The sequence below is a fragment of the Cupriavidus sp. IK-TO18 genome, assembly GCF_015549295.1.
Taxonomy (GTDB): domain Bacteria; phylum Pseudomonadota; class Gammaproteobacteria; order Burkholderiales; family Burkholderiaceae; genus Cupriavidus; species Cupriavidus oxalaticus_A.
The window spans coordinates 134,237-155,134 of sequence record NZ_JADGMP010000008.1; the positions used below are offsets into that span (position 1 = coordinate 134,237).

The window sequence follows — 20,898 nt, forward strand, 5'->3', positions numbered from 1 at the left end:
TCGCGGCCCCGTCACCGCACCGCCCGGGAGAACGGCAATGCAGATCGACCTGAACGCCGACCTCGGCGAAGGCTGCGGCAACGACGAGGCGCTGCTGGCGCTGATCAGTTCCGCCAACATAGCGTGCGGCTGGCACGCGGGCGACGCCGCCACCATGGTGCAAACGGTGAAGTGGGCGCTGGAGCATGGGGTCGCCATCGGCGCGCACCCGAGCTATCCGGACCGCGAGAACTTTGGCCGCACCGAGATGCAGCGCGACCCCGAGCACGTCTATGCCGACATGCTGTACCAGATCGGCGCCCTCGAGGCGATCGTGCGTGCGCAGGGCGGCGAGCTGCACCACGTCAAGCCGCACGGCGCGCTGTACAACCAGGCCGTGCGCGACCCGGTGCTGGCGCGCGCCATCGTGCGCGCGGTGCGGGATTTCGATGCCGACCTGGTGTTCTTCGGCCTGGCCGGCAGCCACATGATCGACATCGCCAGGGAGGCCGGACTGCGCGTCAAGCAGGAGGTGTTTGCCGACCGCGGCTACAACCCCGACGGCACGCTGGTCAGGCGCGGCACGCCCGGCGCCCTGCACGAGGACGAGGAAGTCGCGCTGAACCAGACGCTGACCATGGTGCGCGAGAAGCGCGTGCGCGCCATCGACGGCACCTGGGTGCCGATCCAGGCGGAGACCGTGTGCCTGCACGGCGACGGTGCCCATGCGCTGGCCTTTGCGCGCCGCATCCGCGAACGGCTCACTGCCGAGGGCATTGCCATCCGCGCCGGCAACTGACAACTGACAGCGCCCCCCGCAATCACGCAGTCACGGTTCCTGCGTGCCGGCCGCGGCCGATTCGCGGCGCGCCGCGGCCTTCTTCATGGCGTGGCGGCGCAGGCTGACCTGCTCGAAGCGCCAGATCACATAGCAGAACGCCAGGAACGGCCATAGCCACCCCAGCCATTGCGCCAGGCTGTTGAAGTGGATGAAGCGGCCCATGCGCCAGCCCTGCTCGGAAATCCATGCATAGGGATTCGACGGCAGCACGTTGGTCAGCACCACCAGCGCGAGCAGCGCTACCATCGCCAGCACCGCGCGCAACCAGCGCGGCAGGTACAACAGCAGCGCCAGCACCAGCGAGCTGGTCAGCAGCGCGAAGCGGCCGCCTTCGGACAGCCAGTTGAAGGCGCTGTCGGCCGGGAACTGCAACTCGGCCGCGGTGGCCTTGATCAGCAGCGCGGCAGCCAGCAGGCCGGCCAGGATGCGCAGCATCGGCGCGTTGCGGCGCATGGCGATCGAGGCGAACAGGCCGGTGCCGATCCAGCTGCTGGCGGTCACCAGCGATTCCAGCAGTTGCTGGCTCTGCATGTCCTCGGGCCGCAGGCCGATGTGGACCTGCCACGCCTCCAGCCGCGGGAACAGCATCTGCAGCACCTGCATCGGCCAGGATTCGGGATCGGTCAGCCATTCGCGCACGATGCCGCCCATGCCGAACAGGTGCTCCTGCGGGAAGATCTGCGCGAACGGCCACAGCATCAGCAGGATGATGGCAAAGCTGGCATGCGGCTCGAACCAGGCATGGCGCAGCCGCGTCAGCCGGCCATCGTCGATCAGCGCGTGCGTAAACGGCGCCACCACCGCGCCGCCCAGCAGCGCCCCCAGCGCATTGGTGATCAGGTCGATGTTGGACGAGATCCGGTTCGGCAGCCAGGTCTGGAAGGCCTCCATGCAGGCCGACAGCAGCGCGCCGGCGCACAGCGCCACCAGCGTCGCGCGCCCGCCCGACATGCGCGGATGCAGCGACAGCACCACCAGCGCCCCGAAGGGGACATAGCCGATGACATTGGTCATCAGGTCGAAGTCGGTGATATAGCGCGGCTTGGGCGCGGTGACGAAGGCGAACGGCGAGATGCCGTTGTCGACCCAGCCGGAGAACGGGTAGAGGCTGGCATACACCACCAGCAGCGTGAAGCAAATCAGCCCCACGCGGGCCAGCGGCGAATACTGCGGGCCGGAGGGTTCGGTCACGGTCGCAGTTTCCGCCGGTTGCGCCATCGGTGGCGCCGCCGGTTGCGCAGCCGGCGCCGGGGGCGGTGCGGAGGGCGGCGGGGCAGCCGGCTCCATGGCAAATCTCCTTGTCTGTCTTACTTTAGCGGCAGCGTGGCGGTCCAGTCGAGCAGCGCGGCGATGGCGGCGTCGCTGGCTTCGGCCAGCGCCTTGACCCCGCCGGCGCCGTCGGCGCTGGGCGCGGGCCGGCGCACCTCGAAGGTCTGCTGGCCGAGCTGGCCGCGGTGGAACACGGTGGCGCGCAGCCGCACCACGCCCTGGCTGGTGGTGGTGCTGTCGAACACCTGCTCGAAGGCCAGCAGGTCGACCTTGAGCCCCGGCACGCTGGTATCGCCGGCCCAGGCCAGCCCGCCGCGCGCCGCCACCGACTCGCGCAGGCGCTCGTCGAACAGGCGCGTCGGCGACATCACCCAGCGCTGCGTGGCATAGGGTTGCAGCCGCTGCGCCTGCGCGTACAGCAGGCGGTAGTAGAGTGCATTGCCTTCAAGCCAGTCGGGGCCGTCGGTCTGCGATACGCGCAGCCTGGGCAGCGGCGCGGGCGCTGCGCCGGCAGCATTGCCTGCCGTGCCGGCAAGCGCGGCGGACGGCCCCAGGTCGTACGTGACGGTCGGCGTCCCGCGCGATAGCGCGCAGCCGGACAGCACCAGCGCGGCGCCGGCCAGCGCCAGCAGTGTGGCGGCGGTGCGGGGGCGGATGGTCCGGCGTGAATTGTCGGTGGCAGGGATCACGGCGAGGCCTTGGCGGTTGTCGTTGTCTGGCATGGCGATGGTCGTCGGTTCGTCGTCGTCATGTCGTCTGTTACATCAGGGCGTGCTGAAGCCCGGCTCGCCCGGCCCCGGCACCGGCGCCGGCGCGCCAAACAGCACGCTGGTCGGGCTGTCGTTGAACTGGCCGGCGGCACGCTCGAAGCTGCGCGCGGTCTGGCGCGCATCGCGTGCAAGCCCGTTGAGCTGCGGCAGCGTCTCCTGGCTGAAGTTGCCGGCCGCGGTCTGCACCGACGCCGCCGCGCCCTGCAGGTCGTGCCCGACACTGTCGACCGTACGCAGCACCGTGCCGTTGGGGCTGGCCAGCTCCTGCGTCAGGCGCCGCGTCGATTCCAGCGTGGCGTTGAGGTTCTCGGCCACGCGCGGCAGGCGGTTGGCCGCCGGCGCCAGCGCGTCCGACAGCTTCGAGTAGTCCTCGGCGGTCTTGCGCACCGAGCGGATCGCGGCCATCAGTTCATTGCGGTTGGCGGTCTGGAACATGTCGGTGAGCGAGGCCATCAGCGTCTCGGTCTGCGTCAGCAGTGAATCGCCACGCTTTTCCAGCTCTTCGAAGAAGCCCGGGCGCATGGCGATGCGCGCGACCGCCTTGGGCGAAGTGCGCAGCGGCGGCGAGGCATCGGCGCCCGCATGCGCGGCCGTGTCGTCCAGCTGCACGTAGGCGATGCCGGTGACGCCCTGGAAGCCCAGCGTGGCGTAGGTGGTGCGCGTGATCGGCGTGTCCTGGTTGACGCTGATGCGCACGATGATCTGGCCCGGCACCTGCGGGTCGAACTTGATCGACTCCACCTTGCCCACCGCCAACCCGCGGTATTTGACGTCGGCCTGCGGCCCGAGCCCGTTCACGGTGGAGCGCGTGATCAGGTCGTACGGCACGCGCACGGCGTGGTCGCTGCTGAACCAGAACAGCGCGAACAGCACCAGCACTGCCAGGCCGATGGTGAACACGCCGGCAAGGAACGCGTGTGACTTGTTTTCCATCATGCTTCTCCGGGAGGCGCCGCGGGTTGCCCCGCTTGCGGCAGCGCCTGCAAGGCGCGCTGGGCGCGTTCGCCCAGGAAATATTCGCGGATGAAGGGGTGGTCCACCTTTACCACTTCAGGGATCGACGCGGCGGCGACGACCTTGTGGTCGGCCAGCACCGCGACGCGGTCGGACAGCGCCACCAGCGTGTCGAGGTCGTGCGTAATCATCACTACCGTGAGGCCCAGCTCGCGCCGAAGTTCCCGGATCAGAGCCACGTAGTCGTCCGAAGCCATCGGATCGAGGCCGGCGGTAGGCTCGTCGAGGAACAGCAGTTCCGGCTCCAGCGCCAGCGCGCGTGCCAGCGCCACGCGCTTGATCATGCCGCCGGACAGGTCCGACGGCATCTTGTCCGCATCGCGCGCCGACAGGCCCACCAGTTGCAGCTTGAGCAGCGCCGCCCGGCAGATCAGGTTGTCCGGCAGCGCGCGCAACTCGCGCAGCGGCAGTGCGATATTGTCGATCACCGACAGCGCCGAGAACAGCGCGCCGCGCTGGAACTGCAGTCCCCAGCGGTTGCGCAGCGCCTGCAGCTGCGCCGGGCGCAACTTGGCCGGCGCTTCGCCGAACACCTTGATGCTGCCCGAGGTCGGCCGCTCCAGCCCCACGATCTGGCGCAGCAGCACGGTCTTGCCGCTGCCCGAGCCGCCCACGATCGACAGCGCCTCGCCGCGCCACACGTCCAGGTCGACGTGGTCGTGCACCACGGCCTTGCCAAAGCGCTTGACCAGGTTGCGCACCTCGATCACCGCGGTACGCTGCGCCGGCGCGGGCGGCACGGAGGGCGCGGACGGTTCCGTTGGCGCGTTCATATCCCCACGTCCTTGAACAGGACGGCAAACACCGCGTCGGCCAGGATCACGATGGTGATGGAGGTCACCACCGACGCGGTGGTGCCTTCGCCCAGGCTTTGTGTATTGGGCTTGATACGCAGCCCGAAGTGGCACGCCGTCAGCGCGATCAGGATGCCGAATGCCACGCCCTTGCCCAGCCCCAGCCACAGGTTGGCCACCGGCACCGCGTCGGGCAGTTCGCGCAGGAAGAACGCGGCGCTGATGCCGAGCTGCATGCGCGCGGCCACCATGCCGCCGGCCAGCGCCATCACGTCGGTCCACGCCACCAGCAGCGGCATCGAGATGGCCAGCGCGATCACGCGCGGCATGATCAGCCGGAAGCCGTGCGAGATCCCCATCACGCGCATGGCATCGAGTTCTTCGGTGACGCGCATCACGCCGATCTGCGCGGTGATGGCCGAGCCGGACCGGCCCGCGATCAGGATCGCCGCCAGCACCGGCCCCAGTTCGCGGATCACCGCCATGCCGAGGATATTGACGATGAACGTGCTGGCGCCGAACATGCGCAGCTGGTTCGCCGACAGGTACGACAGCACGATGCCGATCAGGAATCCGACCAGCGCGGTGATGCCGAGCGCCTTGTAGCCGACGTTGTAGATATTTGCCGAGACCTCGCGCCAGGGGCCGCGCTGCGGCATGCGCGCGAAGCGCAGCAGGTCGAACGCCAGCTGGCCCAGCATGGTGATGCCGATGGCCAGCTGCACGCCGAACGACATCACGTTGGCGCCTAACAGCGTAATCGGGTTGAAGCGGTCCACCATGTGCTTCTTCCAGCCTTCGTCCTGCACCGCGGCGATGCGCTCGAATACACGGCGCTGGCCCTCGCTGGCCTCGATCTGCTGCGGCATCTTGCCGTCCCACGCCTGCCACAGCAGCTGTCCGCCGATATGGTCCAGCCGCTGCACTTCGGCCAGCGACCATTGCGCATGCTCCGGCGCCTGCGCCAGTTCGTGCAATTGCGTGCGCAGCTGCCGGGCGTGGTGGCAGCCGGCCAGCGCGAGCGCGGTCCAGTCGCCACTCAGCGCTACGCTGACGGTCCCGTCCCCGCGCGTGATATGGAAGTCTGGCGTCGTCTGTCGTTCCAAGGGCTAGCGATGTGATGGCCGAGTCCCGATTCTAAGCCACCCGCCCGGCTGGCGCGACCGCGGCCATGACCGGCCAAGGGGCGGCGCGGCGCAGACCTCCTGCGCGGCTACAATGCGGCAGTCACGCAGGCGCCGTGCCTGCGTGCCCTTGCACCGCAGATTGCCACCAGAGCAGCTTCCCATGCCAGACGCCCCTGACACCTCCCTCACGCCCGCCTCGGGCCCGTCCGACTCCTGGCGCATCGATCCCGCTGCCCTGCGCGCCGCGCTGCCGCCGGCACTGCGCGACTGGAAGCTGGAGCTTGTCGAAGAAACCGGCTCGACCAATGCCGACCTGACCGCCGCGTGCCGCCACGCACCCTGGTCGGATGCCGGCTGGCTGCGCCTGGCTTACCGCCAGACAGCCGGGCGCGGGCGCCTGGGACGGCCGTGGCAGGGGCAGGCGGGCATGACCTTCTCGGTGGCGCTGCCGCTCGCGCTGGCGCCGGCACAACTCACCGGCCTGAGCCTGGCCGTGGGGCTGGCGCTGGCCGAGGCGCTCGGCGATGTCGACCCGCGCCTGGGCGCGCGCGTCGGCCTGAAATGGCCCAACGACCTGCAGATCGATGGCCGCAAGCTGGCCGGCATCCTGATCGAATCGGTGCGCGCCGGGCAGAACCGGATCTGGGCCGTGATCGGCATCGGCCTGAACCTGGTGCGCGATGCGCAGATGGAAGCCGCGCTGGGCCGCGAGCTGGCCGGCGTGGCGGAGGCCGTGCCGGGCTTCGACGCCAGCCGCGACGCGGCGCGCCTGCTGGCTGCGGTGCTGGAGCGGCTGGCATCGATGCGCACCGCGTTCCTGGCCCATGGCTTCGGGCCGATGGCGCGGCGCTGGTCCGCCGCCGATGCCTACCGCGACCAGCCGGTGCGGCTGCTGCACGACGGCAAGGTGATCGCGGAGGGCATGGCGCGCGGCGTCGACGAGGCCGGCCAGCTGCTGCTGGAAACCCCGACTGGGCTGGAGCGGGTGGCCAGCGGCGAGCTGTCGCTGCGCCCGGCGCCGGGGCAGGAGGATGGCGCATGAGCGTGCCGCAGCTGCTGATCGACATCGGCAATACGCGCCTGAAATGGGCGTGGTGCGAGGCCGGCGCGCCGCTGCCGGCCGGGGCGGGCTTGCCCACGCCGTGGCAGCACGGTGGCGCGGTCGCGCATGCCGATGAAAACGCGCTGAAGACGCTGGCCGCCGACCTGCGCGCGCTGCGCGGCACCGGCCCGATGCCGGCGGTCTGGATCACCAACGTCGCCGGCCCGGTGATCGCCGCCGCCGTCGATGCGGCGCTGGCCGACGCCTTCGGCGGCTGCGCGCCGGTGCAGTGGGTGCGCAGCAGCGCGGCGTACGGCAACCTGGCCAACGGCTATCGCGAGCCCACGCAGCTGGGAGTCGACCGCTGGGTCGGCGCGATCGGCGCGCACCGCTGGCTGCCGCACGACACGCTGCTGGTCGTGACCGCGGGCACCGCGACCACGCTCGATATCGTCACCGTCGGCGCGGATGGCCGAGCGCGCTTCGAGGGCGGCCTGATCCTGCCGGGGCTGGCGCTGATGCTGGGCACGCTGGCGCGCAATACCGCGCAGCTGCCGGCGCTGGAGGTGAAGGAGGTGCAGGAGGCCGGCACCGTGGCCGGCATCGGGGCCGGCGCGCATCTGCGCTGGGCCGACAACACCCACGACGCGATCGCCGCCGGCTGCCTGGCCGCGCAGGCGGGCGCGATCGAACGCACCTGGCGCGCGCTGGGAGAGCGCGGGCCGACACGCTGCCTGCTGTCCGGCGGCGCTCGCAGCGCGCTGGCCGGCGCGCTCGCGGTGCCCTTCGAGATGCACGATAATCTGGTGTTGCTCGGCCTGCATGCGATGGCGTCGGCCGAGGCCTGGCGGCCATCGCCTTGACCACGTAATCCCCGCACGCTCTGCCGCCGTTCCATGTCCGCCCCACGCACCCTGCGCATTGCCCTGATGTTGCTGCTGCTTGCCAACGCCTTGCTGGTGGCGGCGCTGGCCGGCCTGTTCGGCGCGAATCCGCTTGGCGGCTGGTTCGGCACGCCGCGCGAGCCGCACCGGCTCGGGCAGCAAGTGCGCGCCGAGCGCCTGCAGCAGCTGCCGCCGGCACCTGCGCGCGCGGCAGACGCCGCGCCGCGTGGCACCTTGCCGGTGGCGCGGCGTCAGGACTGAGCGCGCGGCTCAGCCGGCCTGGCGCACCTTGGTCAGCAGCTTGGTGGTGGAGCGGTCGTGCAGGAAGGGGATGGCGTAGGCCTGGCCGCCCCAGCTGCGCACCAGCCGGGTTTCTTCCAGCGTATCGATGTCATAGTCGCCGCCCTTGACGTAGATGTCGGGGCGCACCAGCCGGATCAGCTCGACCGGCGTCTGCTCGCGGAACATCGCCACCAGGTCGACCGACGCCAGTGCGGCCAGCAGCGCCATGCGGTCCGATTCGTGGTTGAGCGGGCGGTCGTCGCCCTTGCCCAGCATCTTGACCGAGGCATCGCTGTTGACGCCGACCACCAGGCTCGCGCCCAGCGCGCGCGCCTGCGCCAGGTAGGTGGCATGGCCGCGATGCAGGATATCGAAGACGCCGTTGGTGAACACCAGCGGGCGCGGCAGCGCGGCGATGCGCGCGGCCAGCTCGGCGTGGTTGTCGGCGGGAGTCAGCTTGGATTCGAAGGCGGGTACGGACATGGGTCAGGGATCGGATGGTGGAGGCCGGCGCTGGCGGCGCCGGCACGCTTGTCCGAATGGTACCCCGTCCGCCGGGGTTCGCCGTCCGTTCAGCGCTGCCTAGCCCACCAGCGCCACCGCCGCGTCGTTGGCGGGCAGCGGCACCGTGGCGGCGGCAATGCCGCGCATCACCGAGACCAGCGCCTCGCGCACCGCGTCGATATGACGCAATCTTTCACCCCTGCCAAGACGTTGTCGCGCGCAGTCGTCATTGGCCCCATGCCCGTGCGTTGCGGGAGCGCGGCGAGGGCGCACCGGGAATTCCGGTGGCACCTTGCCGGCGAGGCCGAGCAGCGCTTTGGATAATCGCCAGCTGCGACGGTCGGATTTTCCGGGGGATGTTATCGGAGTTACTGTCTATCACAAAATGATTTGCGCCAATAACTAAAGTCCGGTCAATAACACATGAAGCGAAAAAGATAATCGCATCATGTGATTTAAGTATTCTATTTTCCGAATTAAGAAATTTAGGAATGTCGCGCCAGGATTGGCGCTGCGGCCAATGCGGGTGCGGGCGTCCGGATAAGCCGGTGATTTTCCTGTGCTAACCGTATACCACCCGGCCTGCCGGGAAATCTGGCAGGCGCCGGTGCTGACGGTCAAGTATGCGGGAATTGGCGGCGCTGGCGCGCCAAGGAAAAAACCCCGCCGTAGCGGGGTTTCTGTCGGTTTGGCAGCGAGCCGCCGGATCAGGCCTGTGCCGGCTGGGCGCCGCCGGCGCCGGGCAGGCGGGCGTTCAGTTCCTTGCGGTAGCGGTTCAGGTCCTGCACCGACTCAAACGTGCGTTCGAACAGCAGCGACATATTGTGCAGGATCCGTTCGATGACCTTCTTCTCCCAGCCTTCGTCGAAGCGGATCTGCTCGTCCAGCCATTTCTCCAGCCAGTCCGGGTCGGGCAGGCGCGACTGCACGGTGTCGTTGGGGAACAGCGCCTTGTTGACGTGCAGGTTGGTCGGGTGCAGCGGCTTCTCGGTGCGGCGTGCCGATGCCATCAGCACGCCGATCTTGGCGAACGCGGCGCGCGCGCTGTCGCCGAATTGCGCCAGGTATTTCTTCATGTAGCGCAGGTACGCGCCGCCGTGGCGGGCTTCATCCTGCGACAGGGTGCGGTAGATATGCTTGATCACCGGTTCCGAGTGCCATTCGGCGGCGCGGCGGTACCAGTGGTTCAGGCGGATCTCGCCGCAGAAATGCAGCATCAGCGTTTCCAGCGGCGGCGCCGGGTCGAACTCGAAGCGCACGGCGTGCAGCTCTTCCTCGGTCGGCACCAGGTCCGGGCGGAAGCGGCGCAGGTACTCCATCAGCACCAGCGAGTGCTTCTGTTCCTCGAAGAACCAGATGCTCATGAACGCCGAAAAGTCGGAATCGTGGCGGTTGTCGCGCAGGAACATCTCGGTCGCCGGCAGGGCGGACCATTCCGTGATCGCGTTCATGCGAATGGTCTTGGCCTGGTCGTCCGTCAGCAGGCTGGCGTCGAAGGTATCCCAGGGGATGTCCTTGTCCATGTGCCAGCGGACGGCTTCCAACGATTTGAACAGTTCGGGGTAGAGCATGGTAAGCCTTTGAAATTACGGGCAGATTCTACCAGATGCGAATTATTCTCTTCTCCTTTTTTAGGGCGGATAGGGGCAAATGCAACGACTTTTGCGGAGCTTTGGCGCAGCCGACTGCATATTGCGGGCGATCAGCGGCGCGCCGGACGGCACAGGTGCCAGCAACGGCGCCTGGCGGGCAGGTGCTCAGGGCGAAACCGCGCCCTCGCGCAAGGCGGCAGGTGCAGTGCCCGGCACCACGCCATACAGGAACGCGGCCAGTTCGGCGGCCTGCGCTTCGGCGTCGCGCTCGCCCAGCGCCATCAGCGCCTGGGTGAACTCGGGCTCGAACAGCAGGTAGCTGGCGAAGGCGGCGCCGCGCGCCTCGGTACCGCCCAGCGGCGCCAGCAGCGCGCGCACGGTGCGCGGCAGCTGCTTCTGTTGTTCGGCGGCGAGCGCCTCGATCGGCTCGCTGGGAGAGATCGTCATGACCTGCACCGGGCGCCAGCCTTCGCGGTCGCCGGCGATCTCGGGCATGCGCGCCAGCAGCCGGTTGATATGCAGCAGCCGCTCCAGGTCGGCATTGAGGCCGTCCAGGAAGATGCTGGCCAGCGCCTGGCCGCCCACCTGCGCCAGCGACGGGTAGCCGCCGGCGGGCACGGTGTCGAACCAGCCCGAGCGCTGGCGCGAGGCTGCGCCGATCGCCAGGATGCGCGATGCGCCCAGGTGGATCGCCGGCGACAGCGGCGACATCTGCCGCATGGTGCCATCGCCGAACCACTCGTGATGGCCGTCGATCTCGAGCGGAACCGAGGGGAACAGGAACGGTATCGATGCAGAGGCCAGCAGGTGGTCCACCGTGATCGGCGCCGGCACAGCGATGCGCTGGCTGCGGTGCCACGGATGGATGCGGTGGTGCGACTGGTAGAAGGTGACGTGGCGGCCGGTGCTGTAGGACAGCGCGGTGACCGCGAACGCCTGCAGCGCGCCGCTGTCCAGGCTGGCCTGCACCCGCGCCGGATCGAACAGCTCGCCCAGCATGCCGCCTAGCGGCGTGTTGTCGAACAGCGCGCGCGGTGCCCGGCGCTGCGTGGCCCAGCCCAGCGCCAGCGTCGACAGCCAGCGTGCGCCCGATATGCCCACGCGCAGCACGTCGGTGCGGTAGACGTCGTCGGCATGGATGCCGTGCCACAGCGCGCCCAGGCTTTGCGTGGCGGCCTGGAAATCGCCGGCATTGATGGCCAGCCCGGCACCGTTGATCGCGCCCGCCGAGGTGCCGGCGATGATGCCGAACGGCAGCCCGCCATGGGCCTTGCCGTGGCGCGCGGCAATGCGCGCCAGCCCGCACAGCACGCCAGCCTGGTAGGCGGCGCGCGCGCCGCCGCCCATCATGATCAGCGCGGTGGCGTTGGGATTGGGGCCGTTAGGCGCGCCAGGGACGCCAGGGCCGCTGTGCGGGGTCGGATGGTGTCCCGGCAGGGGCTCGCGGTGCATGGGGGAAGGCGCTGCGTAGCGACAGGTCAGGCGGTGCGCAGTTGCGTCCGCAGTTGCGTCATTCGTCGCCGCCGTTGTCGTCGTCCTTGGCGGCGTGGTTGCCGGTGGGCGTGGGTTTGGCCGTCTTGCCTGCAGCGGGCTTCTTTGCGGCAGTTTTCTTTGCAGCGGGCTTGGCCGCAGCCTTGGTCCCCGACTTGGCCGCACTCGTGGCGCCGCTCTTTGCCGTGGCGCTCGCCCTGGCGCCGTTGCCGTTGCCAGCGGCCTTGCGTGAGGTGGCTTTGGCCGCGGACCCGCCGTCCGGCGCGGCCCCCGGCTGTGCCGGCATGCCGCCGGCGCCGAAGGCGCCCATGTTGAACGGCGCGATGCTGGCCGCGGCTGCGCTGCTGGCGATCTGGCTGAACTGGTGCTGCAGCAGGTCCCACCACAGCGCGGCGTTGGGTGCGCCTTCGGGTGCAGCGTCTGGCGCTGCCTCGGCCGACGGCTCGGGAGCCGGCTCCGGCTCGGCGCCGGCCTGCGCCGCGTGTGCTTCTTCGCGGGGCCTGGTGGTGCCGGAACCTGCGCCGGTGTCGGCGCCGGCGCGCTGCGGTGGCGCTGCGCTCGGCGCATTGGCGGCCCGCGCCACGTTTTCCATTGCCGACTGCATGGCGTCGGGCGAGAGCGCGTTGCCGAAGGTCTGCAGCGCCACCAGCGTGGCGCGCTGCACCTCCAGGCCCTGGATCGTGGTGCGCAGCAGGTTGGTGTTCAGCTGCAGCCAGCTCTCCACTGCCTTGAGGTCGGCAATGCGCTTGTCGAGGTCATCCAGGTCCATCGGCGGCGTCATCGCCTGCAGCCCGGGCATCAGGCCGCCGGACATGCCAGCGCTGCCACCCCACAGGCGGCGCATGAAGTCGAAGCCGTTGGTGAAATCGGGAATCTGTCCGAACATGGTCGCGTGCTCCGTGTGCGGCGCAGCCCTCGCGCCCGGATGCGGGCCGCGCGGCTGCGTCGTCGTTACCTGAATTGTGGCGGCCGCTTCTGGCGCAGGCTCGCCATGCCTTCGTGCACGTCGGGGCCGGCAAAGCCCATGAATTCGAGCGCCAGCGAGGTATCGAAAGCGGGACCGGCCATGCGCAGCCAGTTGTTGAGGGCGTACTTGGTCCAGCGGATCGCTGTCTGCGACCCCGCCGCCAGCCGGTTGGCTACCTCGAAGGCACGCGCCACCAGTTCGTCCTCTTCCACCGCCAGCGAGACCAGGCCGATCCGCTCGGCCTCTTCGCCGCTGACCGACTCGCACAGCATCAGATAGTACTTGGCCTTGGCCATTCCGCACAGCAGCGGCCACACGATCGCGGCATGGTCGCCCGCGGCCACGCCCAGCCGGGTATGGCCGTCGACGATGCGCGCGGTCTTCGAGGCGATCGAGATATCGGCCAGCAGCCCTGCCACCAGGCCGGCACCGACGGCCGGGCCATGCATCGCCGAGACCACCGGCTTGTCGCAGTTGATGACGTTGTAGACCAGGTCGCGCGCTTCGTGCCACACGCGCGTGCGGGTCTCGAAATCGTTGGCCATGTCTTCCACCAGCGCCAGGTCGCCGCCGGCGGAGAAGCCCTTGCCCTCGCCGCGGATCAGCGCCACACGGATGTCGGGATCGGCGGAGACGTCGCGCCAGATCTCGGCCAGCTCGCGGTGCATGTTGGCGTCGGCCGTGGCCAGCTTCTGGTTGGCCGACTGCGCCGCGCCCATGACGACCTCGAGGATGGGGCCGTGGCGGCGCAGCGTCAGCGCGCGGTAGCGCGCGTAGCGTTCGGAAAGTTCGGTGGAAGAGGCGTCGTTCGGGGCAGTCATGGGGGGCCTGTCAGGTGAGTGGCGCGCGGCCGCGCCGGGTGCATCGTGGATTTACCAACCGATCGGTCGGTCAATTATATGCACATCCGGCGCACCCTTGCCGACAGGCGCGGCCGGCTCAGTTGCCGGCTCAGGGCGCGGCCACCAGCTGGTCGATCGCCCCGAACACCGAATGCCCCTGCGCGTCGAACATCTCGATCTTGACCGCGTCGCCGAACTTCATGAACTCGGTGGCGGGCTTGCCGTCGTCGATGGTCTCGAGCATGCGCTTCTCGGCGATGCAGCAGTAGCCCTTCTTGCGGTCGACGTTGGAGATCGTGCCCGAGCCGACGATGCTGCCGGCGCGCACGTTGCGGGTCTTGCAGATATGCGCGATCAGCTGGCCGAAGTCGAACACCATGTCGGTGCCGCAGTCGGGCTGGCCGACCTTCCTGCTGTTCCAGTGCACCGTCATCGGCAGGTGCACCTTGCGCTCGCGCCAGGCCTCGCCCAGCTCGTCGGGCGTGACGGCGACCGGAGAGAAGGCGGTCGCCGGCTTGCTCTGGAAGAAGCCGAAGCCCTTGCCCAGTTCCGCGGGGATCAGGTTGCGCAACGAGACGTCGTTGGCCAGCAGCACCAGGCGGATGGCTTCGCCGGCCTGCTCGGGCGTGGCGCCCATCTTCACGTCGCCGGTGATGACCGCGACCTCGGCCTCGAAGTCGATGCCGAAGGCTTCGCTGGCGCACACGATGTCATCGTGCGGGCCGAGGAAGTCGTCCGAGCCGCCCTGGTACATCAGCGGGTCGGTCCAGAACTCGGGCGGCATTTCGGCGCCGCGCGCCTTGCGCACCAGTTCGACGTGGTTGACGTAGGCCGAGCCGTCGGCCCACTGGTAGGCGCGCGGCAGCGGCGCCATGCAGTCCTTGGGGTTGAACGCGAACGGATGGCGCGCTCGGCCGGTGTTGAGCGCGTCGTACAGGTCCTGCAGCTGCGGCGCGTAGAAATGCCAGTCGTCCAGCGCGGTCTGCAGCTTGCCGGCGATGTCGGTGGCGAAGTGGGCTTGCTTCAGGTCGCGCGACACGACCGCCAGCTGGCCGTCGCGCGAACCGTCCTTCAGGGTTGCGAGTTTCATGGGATGCGATGCGGTAGAGAGCGGGGCGCCCGCGCGGCGGACGCAGCGCCCGCTAGTCTACCGCGCCACGCTGCGCGCCCCTGCGGATGGCTTAGTCGACCGTGATGCCCTTGGCCTTGATCAGCTTGCCCCAGCGCTCGGCTTCGGCGCGCGCGTAGGCAGCGAATTCCTCGGGCGTGCCCGACACCGCCTCGACCCCCACGCCTTCCAGCTTCTTCTGCACCTCGGGCGACTTCAGCGCCTTGACCAGCTCGGCGTTCAGCCGCGTGACCACCGCCTTGGGCGTGCCCGCCGGCGCCACCAGGCCTTGCCAGGCGTAGGCCTCGAAGTTGCTCACGCCGCCTTCGGCCACGGTCGGCACGCCGGGCAGCACCGCCAGCCGCTTCGGCGTGGCCACGCCCAGCGCGCGCAGCTTGCCGGCGCTGACGTTCTGCTGGCCCGAGGCCAGGTCCAGGAACATCAGGTCGACCTGGCCGGCGAGCAGGTCCTGCACCGCCGGCGCCGCGCCCTTGTAGGGCACGTGCGTCATCTTGACCTTGGCCTGGTCCATGAACAGCTCCATGGCCAGGTGGTGCGGGCTGCCCGCGCCGGGCGAGGCGAAGTTGACCTTGCCGGGGTTCTTCTGCGCGTACTCGATGGCTTCCTTCAGCGTGCGCGCCGGGAACTTGGGAGTGGCCACCAGCACCAGCGGGAAGCGCGCCAGCTGGCCGATATAGACGAAGTCCTTGTCGGGGTTGTACGGCAGCTTCTTGTACAGCGATGGATTGGCCGCAAGCGTGGCGGTGTCGGCGGTCAGCACGGTGTAGCCATCGGGCTTGGCGTGCGCGACGGCATCGGCGCCGACGATGGTGGCGGCGCCCGGGCGGTTGTCGATCACCACCTGCTTGCCCAGCCCCGGCGTGATCGCCTGGGCGACGGTGCGCGCCACCACGTCGGTGCCGCCGCCGGCCGGGTAGGGCACGACCCAGCGGATCGGCTGGGCGGGCCAGTCATCGGCGTGCGCGGGCGCGCTGGCGGTGAACAGGGCGCCGGCGGCAGCCATGGCGGCGAGCATGAAATGGGCATGGCGACGCCCAGGGAAGGGACGCAGGGGGCGCATCGGTAGTCTCCGTGTTAAAAAGGGGCCCGGCTTGGCGGGCATCGACACGCGCGCCGCCGGGTCTGTTGCGAAGGAAGTCTACCGATGGCTTAAAAATTGGTAAATCGATTTCGCTATAGTAAATTTACCTACGAACTTGCCCGGGTCTCCGGGCGCCGATTTCCTGGCCCCAATTCCCTCTGCCCCCCTGCCGCCGGCCATGTCACGCATTGCTGAAAACGAAGAAGACGACGCCAAGCTGCGCTCCGGCATCCAGTCCATCGAAGTGGGCTTCAAGCTGCTCCAGGCCCTCGCGGCGTCGCCGCGCGCGATGATGCTGCGCGACCTCGCCGCCGCCGCCGGCATGAACCCGGCCAAGGCGCACCGCTACCTGGTCAGCTTCATGCGGCTGGGCACGGTGGCGCAGGACCCCGTCAGCGGCCGCTACGACCTGGGCCCGTTCGCGCTGCAGCTGGGGCTGGCCGGCCTCAACCGGCTCGATCCGGTCAAGAAGGCGCGGCCGATCCTGTCGCAGCTGCGCGACGAGATGGACCTGACCGCCGGCATCGCCGTATGGGGCAACCACGGCCCGACTATCGTGCACTGGGAGGAATCCAGCCACCCCGTCACCGTGAGCCTGCGCCTGGGCGACGTGATGCCAATGCTCAATTCCGCCACCGGCCGTCTCTACGGCGCCTACCTGCCGCGCAAGCAGACCCTGCCGCTGATCGAGCGCGAGCTGGGCGCGCGCGGCAACGGCGCGGTGCCGGACATGCCGGCGTCGCTGTCCGAATACGACGCGATCTGCGCCGAAGTCCGCGCGCACGGCGCCGCGCGCACGCTCGGCGGCGTGCTGCCGGGCATCAATGCATTCTCTATGCCGGTGTTCGATGCCAACGGCCACCTCGCCATGGGGTTAATCGTACTGGGCGCGCAGAGCCTGTTCGATGCAGAATGGGGCGGTACGATGGATCGTCGCGTACGCGATATCGCCCAACAGCTCTCATCGGAACTCGGCTACCTTGGTGCCGTCCCCCCGGCCGGAGAAACCGGCCAGCCCTAGTCCTCGCGCCCGCCCGGGCGCGGATACCCCCGTCTGGCGCCGCCGGCGCTGGGTGATCGTGGTTGCGCTGGTCGTACTGGTGCACGTGCTGGCGGTGGTGGGATTCCTCCGCATGCCGGGGCCGCTGATCCCGTTCGACACCAGCAACACACCCACGCTGGAGGCGGTCCTGCTGCCGCCGCCCAGGCCACCGGCCCCGCCCAGGCCGCGCCCCGCGCCACAGCCGCGTCCGAAAGCCGCGGCGCCGGCCGCGGCGCCCCAGCCCGAGCCTGAAGCGCCGGCCCCGCCTTTGGCGACCAGCCCGCAAGGCCCGGCCGAGATGGCAACCGGTCCAGGCGGCACCGGAGCGGCGCCAACAGCACCTGCCGCGCCCGCGCCGGCGCCTTCCGGCGGTCCGCAGGGCGGCGTCGACGGCGTCGTCTACAGCGCGCCGCCGCCCGCCACGTACCACTACGCCAGCTTTGTCAACGGCGTGCAGAACCCCGATGGCCTGATCCGCTGGGAGCACGACGGCCGCCGCTACCGGCTCGCGGTGGAAACGCGCGTGCTGTGGTTCCGCTTCGCGTTCCAGAGCAACGGTGCGCTGTCCGAGCAGGGACTGTTGCCGGAACGCTACGAAGAGCACCGGCGCAACAAGGCCGAGTCATCGCGCTTTGACACCGCCGCCGGCATCGCCACGCTGCGCAACGGCGCGCAGTCGCCATTCCCGCCCGGGGCCCAGGATCGCTTCAGCGTGTTCCTGCAGCTGGTCGGCCTGGTGCGTGGCAATCCGCAACGCTATGTCACCCCTGGTGTGACGGAAACGTTCCAGGTTGCCGATACGCGCGATGTGGAACCGATGCAAGTGCAGTATGTTGGAGAAGAGGATTTCGATACGGGCAATGGCATGGTACGTGCGAAGCACTTCGTGCGGCTGCCGCGCCGCGCCAATGACCGTCGCCGGGTCGAGTTGTGGCTTGCGCAATCGCTGGGCTGGATGCCGGTGCGGCTGCGGCAGACCGAGCCCGACGGCACCCAGATCGAACTGGTGTACCGCGGCAACGGCGGGCAATAGCCACGGGCCGTTCGCCGGGGTCGATCACCACCGGTAACCAGCGGGCGAATGTCAACAATCGTTAAAAAGCGTCTCGCCCGGGTCAACGCCGCCGCGTTTGGCGCATTCTTACTGACAGGAGCCCCGCCATGACAGTTGCCACGCCACCCGCCGAAACGCACCGCGTCCATGCCGACGGCGCCGAGCTTTACGTGCGCATCGACGGCACCGACGGACCGTGGGTGATCCTGGCCCATGCGCTGGCCGCCAGCCATGCGCTGTGGGACCAGACCGCCGCCCACCTGGCATCGCGCTACCGCGTGGTGCGCCCCGACCTGCGCGGGCATGGCGGCAGCGAGGCGCCGCTGGGCCCTTACACCATGACCCGGCTGGCGGACGATGTGATCGCGGTGATGGACGCGCTGGAAATCCCCCAGGCCCACTTCTGCGGCATTTCGGTCGGCGGCATGATCGGGCAGACGCTGGGGTTGCGCCATCCGGAGCGGCTGCTGTCGCTGGCGCTGGTGGCCACCAACAGCCAGACCCCGATGGAAGCGCACCCGATGTGGCACAACCGCATCGGCCAGGCCGAGGCGCACGGCATGGCCGGCCTGGCCCATGCCACTCTGGAGCGCTGGCTGACGCCGGCCTTCCGCGCCGCCCATCCCGATGCGGTGGCGCGCATCCACGCCATGCTGGTGGCCACGCCGGTGCGCGGCTATGTGGGCGTGGCCGAGGCGATCATGGCTTTCGATCTCGCCGGCGCGCTTTCCCGTATCCATTGTCCTACGCTGGTAGTAGCAGGAGAGAACGATCAGGGCGCGACCGTGGCAATGGCGCAGAGCATTGCGGCCGCCATCCGAGGCGCCCGGCTGGAAGTGATGCCGCAGGCGGCGCACCTGGTGCATGTGGAGCAGCCCGAACGCTTCCACGCGGCACTGGACGCGTTCCTCGGCAATGCGGCGTGCGGCGGCCAGTGCGACGTTCCGTGACAGACAACACACTGATGCGCCAGGCTCAAGAAACTTGTTGCAAAGGGCGATGCCCAATCTATGTAGGCAGCAATGACGTGGCAACGCAGTGACCGGCTAAATCCTGCCAAGCCTTGATTTCGCGCGGGTCACCCCAAGTTTGGAGGTAAAGCCGCGGCGCCCCCTCACGGCAACATCGACGAGGCAAGAATCACAAGGGCAAGCCGCCCAACCATGACGCCCAGGAGGTGTGCCATGCAAATGATCTACAACAGCGACAATTACTGCATCGTCGAGTTCGGTGCGGATGTCGAGCAAGCGCCGCTCGAATTTGGCGGCTATGAAATCGTCGACAAGAACCTGAAGCGCGAGATTTTCCTCGGCGGGCACCTGGCTGAAAGCTTCCGCGCCGACGTCAAGCGCCTGATCGAAAGCGAGCCATCAGTGGAAGAGGTCGATGACTTCCTCGCCAAGTTCGACAACGTGATGACGCATCCGCTGGTCATGCATTGAGCGGCTTTCCATTGCCGCCGGCCACGGCCGGCGGCAATGCCATCGCGCCCGCCCCGGCGGGCGTTTTTATTGGGCGGCGGTTCAGTACTGCTCCCACGGCAGGCCGTCGTGGCGCCAGCCGTTGAGCGTATTGCGGTGGCGCTGCCCGTCGAGATCCCCCTCGAAACCGTGCAGCACGTTGTAGACGTTGGCAAAGCCCGCGCCCTCCAGCGCCCGCGCCGCCGCCGCCGAACGGTTGCCGCTGCGGCAGATCAGCAGCACCGGCCGCGCCGACACATGCCCGGCCAGCTTCTTCACCATCTGCACGAAATGCGGGTTGACCTCCCAGTCGGGGCCGTCGTTCCAGGGGACGTTGTGCGCACCCTTGGGATGGCCGACGAACAGGTATTCCATCTCGCTGCGGCAGTCGATGAAGAGCGTGTCGGGCGATTGCGCCAGCAGGTCGCTGGCGTCGGCGGGGGACAGGTGTTGCATGGTCGGCGGGGACAAGGGGCGCGCAAAGGACGCGGAATGGCCGGAATGGTGACGGTTGCGCCTCTCAGTGTAGGCCGCCATCGGCCCGACAGGCAACCGCAAGGCCTTGATACACCTGATAAAATCGCTGCTCTTGGCCAGCATCGGCCCCAGCAGCGCCCGCCGCCGATCCACGATCGCGCCGGCCGCCTTTCCAGAGTTCCCCGCCATGAGTGCCCCTGAATCCCGCGCGGCCGCACCGCGCCCCTACACCCGGGCTGCCGAGCTGCCCCGGCTGCTGCAAGAACGCATCCTGATCCTGGATGGCGCCATGGGCACCATGATCCAGCGCTACAAGCTGACCGAGGCCGACTACCGCGGCGAGCGCTTCGCCGAACACAAGGTGGACGTGAAGGGCAATAACGAACTGCTGCTGCTGACGCGCCCGCAGGTCATCAGCGAGATCCACGAGCAGTACCTGGCCGCCGGCGCCGACCTGATCGAGACCAATACCTTCGGCGCCACGCGCGTGGCGCAGGAAGACTACAAGATGGCGGATCTGGCGTACGAGATGAACGTCGAGGCCGCGCGCCTGGCGCGCGCCGCTTGCGACAAGTACAGTACGCCCGACAAGCCGCGCTTCGTCGCCGGCGCCTTCGGCCCGACGCCCAAGACCGCCAGCATCTCGCCCGACGTGAACGACCCCGGCGCGCGCAACGTCACCTTCGAGGAACTGCGCCAGTCCTACTACGAGCAGGGCAAGGCGCTGCTTGAAGGCGGCGCCGACGTGTTCCTGGTCGAGACCATCTTCGATACGCTCAATGCCAAGGCCGCGCTGTTCGCCATCGACCAGCTGTTCGAGGACACCGGCGAACGCGTGCCGGTGATGATCTCCGGCACCGTGACCGATGCCTCGGGCCGGATCCTGTCGGGCCAGACCGTGGAAGCATTCTGGAACAGCCTGCGCCACGCCAGGCCGGTCACCTTCGGGCTGAACTGCGCGCTGGGCGCCACGCTGATGCGCCCGTATATCGCCGAGCTGGCCAAGGTGTGCGACGCCGCGGTGTCGTGCTACCCGAACGCGGGTTTGCCGAACCCGATGAGCGATACGGGCTTCGACGAAACGCCGGAAGTCACGTCTTCGCTGGTCGAGGAATTCGCCGCTTCCGGGCTGGTGAACCTGGTGGGCGGCTGCTGCGGCACCACCCCCGAGCACATCGCCGCCATTGCCCAGCGCGTGGCCGACAAGAAACCCCGCACCTGGCCCGGCCAGTACCGCGACGCCGCCTGAGCCGGAGC

22 protein-coding genes are annotated in these 20,898 nt (G+C 69.0%); 9 read left to right on the forward strand and 13 right to left on the reverse strand.

Annotated elements, in window-relative coordinates; genetic code table 11:
* Nucleotides 1-37: 37 nt before the first annotated feature.
* Nucleotides 38-778 (forward strand): 5-oxoprolinase subunit PxpA, encoded by a 741-nt coding sequence (gene pxpA, locus IPF36_RS08420; RefSeq protein WP_133094981.1) that lies wholly within the window; start codon nucleotides 38-40, stop codon nucleotides 776-778.
* 30 nt (nucleotides 779-808) lie between these two features.
* Here the strand turns inward: pxpA and IPF36_RS08425 are convergent, their stop codons facing one another.
* The 5 genes from IPF36_RS08425 to IPF36_RS08445 are packed head-to-tail and all read right to left on the reverse strand — an operon-like array spanning nucleotide 809 to nucleotide 5,773.
* Nucleotides 809-2,107, reverse strand: a complete 1,299-nt coding sequence (locus tag IPF36_RS08425; protein ID WP_133094982.1) for a VanZ family protein — start codon at nucleotides 2,105-2,107, stop codon at nucleotides 809-811.
* A gap of 20 nt (nucleotides 2,108-2,127) precedes the next feature.
* Nucleotides 2,128-2,811 carry an ABC-type transport auxiliary lipoprotein family protein gene (locus tag IPF36_RS08430; protein ID WP_135704120.1) on the reverse strand — a complete coding sequence of 228 codons (684 nt, stop codon included), beginning with the start codon at nucleotides 2,809-2,811 and terminating at the stop codon, nucleotides 2,128-2,130.
* Nucleotides 2,812-2,853: 42 nt separating this feature from the next.
* Complete coding sequence (locus IPF36_RS08435; protein WP_135704121.1) at nucleotides 2,854-3,795, reverse strand: MlaD family protein; 942 nt, start codon at nucleotides 3,793-3,795, stop codon at nucleotides 2,854-2,856.
* Nucleotides 3,792-4,646, reverse strand: a complete 855-nt coding sequence (locus IPF36_RS08440) for an ABC transporter ATP-binding protein (protein ID WP_195427762.1) — start codon at nucleotides 4,644-4,646, stop codon at nucleotides 3,792-3,794. Before IPF36_RS08440 ends, IPF36_RS08435 begins: the two co-directional genes overlap by 4 nt.
* On the reverse strand, nucleotides 4,643-5,773 hold the full coding sequence (locus IPF36_RS08445; protein ID WP_195427763.1) for an ABC transporter permease: 1,131 nt from the start codon (nucleotides 5,771-5,773) through the stop codon (nucleotides 4,643-4,645). Before IPF36_RS08445 ends, IPF36_RS08440 begins: the two co-directional genes overlap by 4 nt.
* 181 nt (nucleotides 5,774-5,954) lie before the next feature.
* Here IPF36_RS08445 and IPF36_RS08450 point away from each other — a divergent pair, with 181 nt between their 5' ends.
* Genes IPF36_RS08450 through IPF36_RS08460 form a run of 3 tightly spaced genes read left to right on the forward strand, consistent with a single transcriptional unit; the run spans nucleotide 5,955 to nucleotide 7,981 of the window.
* Nucleotides 5,955-6,836: a biotin--[acetyl-CoA-carboxylase] ligase gene (locus IPF36_RS08450; protein WP_195427764.1), complete on the forward strand. Its 882-nt coding sequence runs from the start codon at nucleotides 5,955-5,957 to the stop codon at nucleotides 6,834-6,836.
* Nucleotides 6,833-7,699 (forward strand): type III pantothenate kinase, encoded by an 867-nt coding sequence (locus IPF36_RS08455; protein ID WP_195427765.1) that lies wholly within the window; start codon nucleotides 6,833-6,835, stop codon nucleotides 7,697-7,699. The genes IPF36_RS08450 and IPF36_RS08455 overlap by 4 nt, the downstream gene beginning before the upstream one ends.
* Before the next feature lie 33 nt (nucleotides 7,700-7,732).
* Nucleotides 7,733-7,981, forward strand: a complete 249-nt coding sequence (locus tag IPF36_RS08460) for a hypothetical protein (protein WP_195427766.1) — start codon at nucleotides 7,733-7,735, stop codon at nucleotides 7,979-7,981.
* 9 nt (nucleotides 7,982-7,990) lie between these two features.
* Here IPF36_RS08460 and rfaE2 read toward each other — a convergent pair whose 3' ends face one another.
* From rfaE2 to IPF36_RS08495, 7 genes are all read right to left on the reverse strand, one after another.
* Nucleotides 7,991-8,485 (reverse strand): D-glycero-beta-D-manno-heptose 1-phosphate adenylyltransferase, encoded by a 495-nt coding sequence (gene rfaE2, locus IPF36_RS08465; protein ID WP_133094989.1) that lies wholly within the window; start codon nucleotides 8,483-8,485, stop codon nucleotides 7,991-7,993.
* A 728-nt stretch (nucleotides 8,486-9,213) separates the two neighbouring features.
* Nucleotides 9,214-10,077, reverse strand: coding sequence for a ferritin-like domain-containing protein (locus IPF36_RS08470; protein ID WP_133094990.1), 864 nt, complete (start codon nucleotides 10,075-10,077; stop codon nucleotides 9,214-9,216).
* A 186-nt stretch (nucleotides 10,078-10,263) separates the two neighbouring features.
* The gene (locus IPF36_RS08475) at nucleotides 10,264-11,448 is read right to left on the reverse strand and encodes a patatin-like phospholipase family protein (RefSeq protein WP_195427777.1); all 1,185 of its coding nucleotides are present in this window, start codon (nucleotides 11,446-11,448) and stop codon (nucleotides 10,264-10,266) included.
* Nucleotides 11,449-11,608: 160 nt separating this feature from the next.
* A complete protein-coding gene (locus IPF36_RS08480; RefSeq protein WP_133094991.1) occupies nucleotides 11,609-12,475 on the reverse strand; it encodes a PhaM family polyhydroxyalkanoate granule multifunctional regulatory protein in 867 nt (288 codons plus the stop codon).
* Nucleotides 12,476-12,540: 65 nt separating this feature from the next.
* Entirely contained in the window at nucleotides 12,541-13,377 is an 837-nt protein-coding gene (locus IPF36_RS08485; RefSeq protein WP_135704132.1) for an enoyl-CoA hydratase/isomerase family protein, read from the reverse strand.
* A gap of 130 nt (nucleotides 13,378-13,507) precedes the next feature.
* Nucleotides 13,508-14,488, reverse strand: coding sequence for a fumarylacetoacetate hydrolase family protein (locus IPF36_RS08490; RefSeq protein ID WP_195427767.1), 981 nt, complete (start codon nucleotides 14,486-14,488; stop codon nucleotides 13,508-13,510).
* Between the two features lie 91 nt (nucleotides 14,489-14,579).
* Nucleotides 14,580-15,542 (reverse strand): tripartite tricarboxylate transporter substrate binding protein, encoded by a 963-nt coding sequence (locus IPF36_RS08495; RefSeq protein ID WP_195427778.1) that lies wholly within the window; start codon nucleotides 15,540-15,542, stop codon nucleotides 14,580-14,582.
* 253 nt (nucleotides 15,543-15,795) lie between these two features.
* Between IPF36_RS08495 and IPF36_RS08500 the strand changes: the two genes are divergently transcribed.
* From IPF36_RS08500 to IPF36_RS08515, 4 genes are all read left to right on the forward strand, one after another.
* The gene (locus IPF36_RS08500) at nucleotides 15,796-16,629 is read left to right on the forward strand and encodes an IclR family transcriptional regulator (protein ID WP_195427779.1); all 834 of its coding nucleotides are present in this window, start codon (nucleotides 15,796-15,798) and stop codon (nucleotides 16,627-16,629) included.
* A 58-nt stretch (nucleotides 16,630-16,687) separates the two neighbouring features.
* Nucleotides 16,688-17,683: a DUF3108 domain-containing protein gene (locus IPF36_RS08505; RefSeq protein ID WP_368671128.1), complete on the forward strand. Its 996-nt coding sequence runs from the start codon at nucleotides 16,688-16,690 to the stop codon at nucleotides 17,681-17,683.
* Between the two features lie 128 nt (nucleotides 17,684-17,811).
* Nucleotides 17,812-18,654, forward strand: a complete 843-nt coding sequence (locus IPF36_RS08510; protein WP_135704138.1) for an alpha/beta fold hydrolase — start codon at nucleotides 17,812-17,814, stop codon at nucleotides 18,652-18,654.
* A gap of 234 nt (nucleotides 18,655-18,888) precedes the next feature.
* The gene (locus IPF36_RS08515) at nucleotides 18,889-19,146 is read left to right on the forward strand and encodes a DUF3567 domain-containing protein (protein ID WP_133094997.1); all 258 of its coding nucleotides are present in this window, start codon (nucleotides 18,889-18,891) and stop codon (nucleotides 19,144-19,146) included.
* An 81-nt stretch (nucleotides 19,147-19,227) separates the two neighbouring features.
* Here the strand turns inward: IPF36_RS08515 and IPF36_RS08520 are convergent, their stop codons facing one another.
* Nucleotides 19,228-19,620, reverse strand: coding sequence for a rhodanese-like domain-containing protein (locus IPF36_RS08520; RefSeq protein WP_133094998.1), 393 nt, complete (start codon nucleotides 19,618-19,620; stop codon nucleotides 19,228-19,230).
* Between the two features lie 208 nt (nucleotides 19,621-19,828).
* Here IPF36_RS08520 and IPF36_RS08525 point away from each other — a divergent pair, with 208 nt between their 5' ends.
* Nucleotides 19,829-20,890 carry a homocysteine S-methyltransferase family protein gene (locus IPF36_RS08525; RefSeq protein ID WP_133094999.1) on the forward strand — a complete coding sequence of 354 codons (1,062 nt, stop codon included), beginning with the start codon at nucleotides 19,829-19,831 and terminating at the stop codon, nucleotides 20,888-20,890.
* The last annotated feature ends 8 nt before the right edge of the window (nucleotides 20,891-20,898 follow it).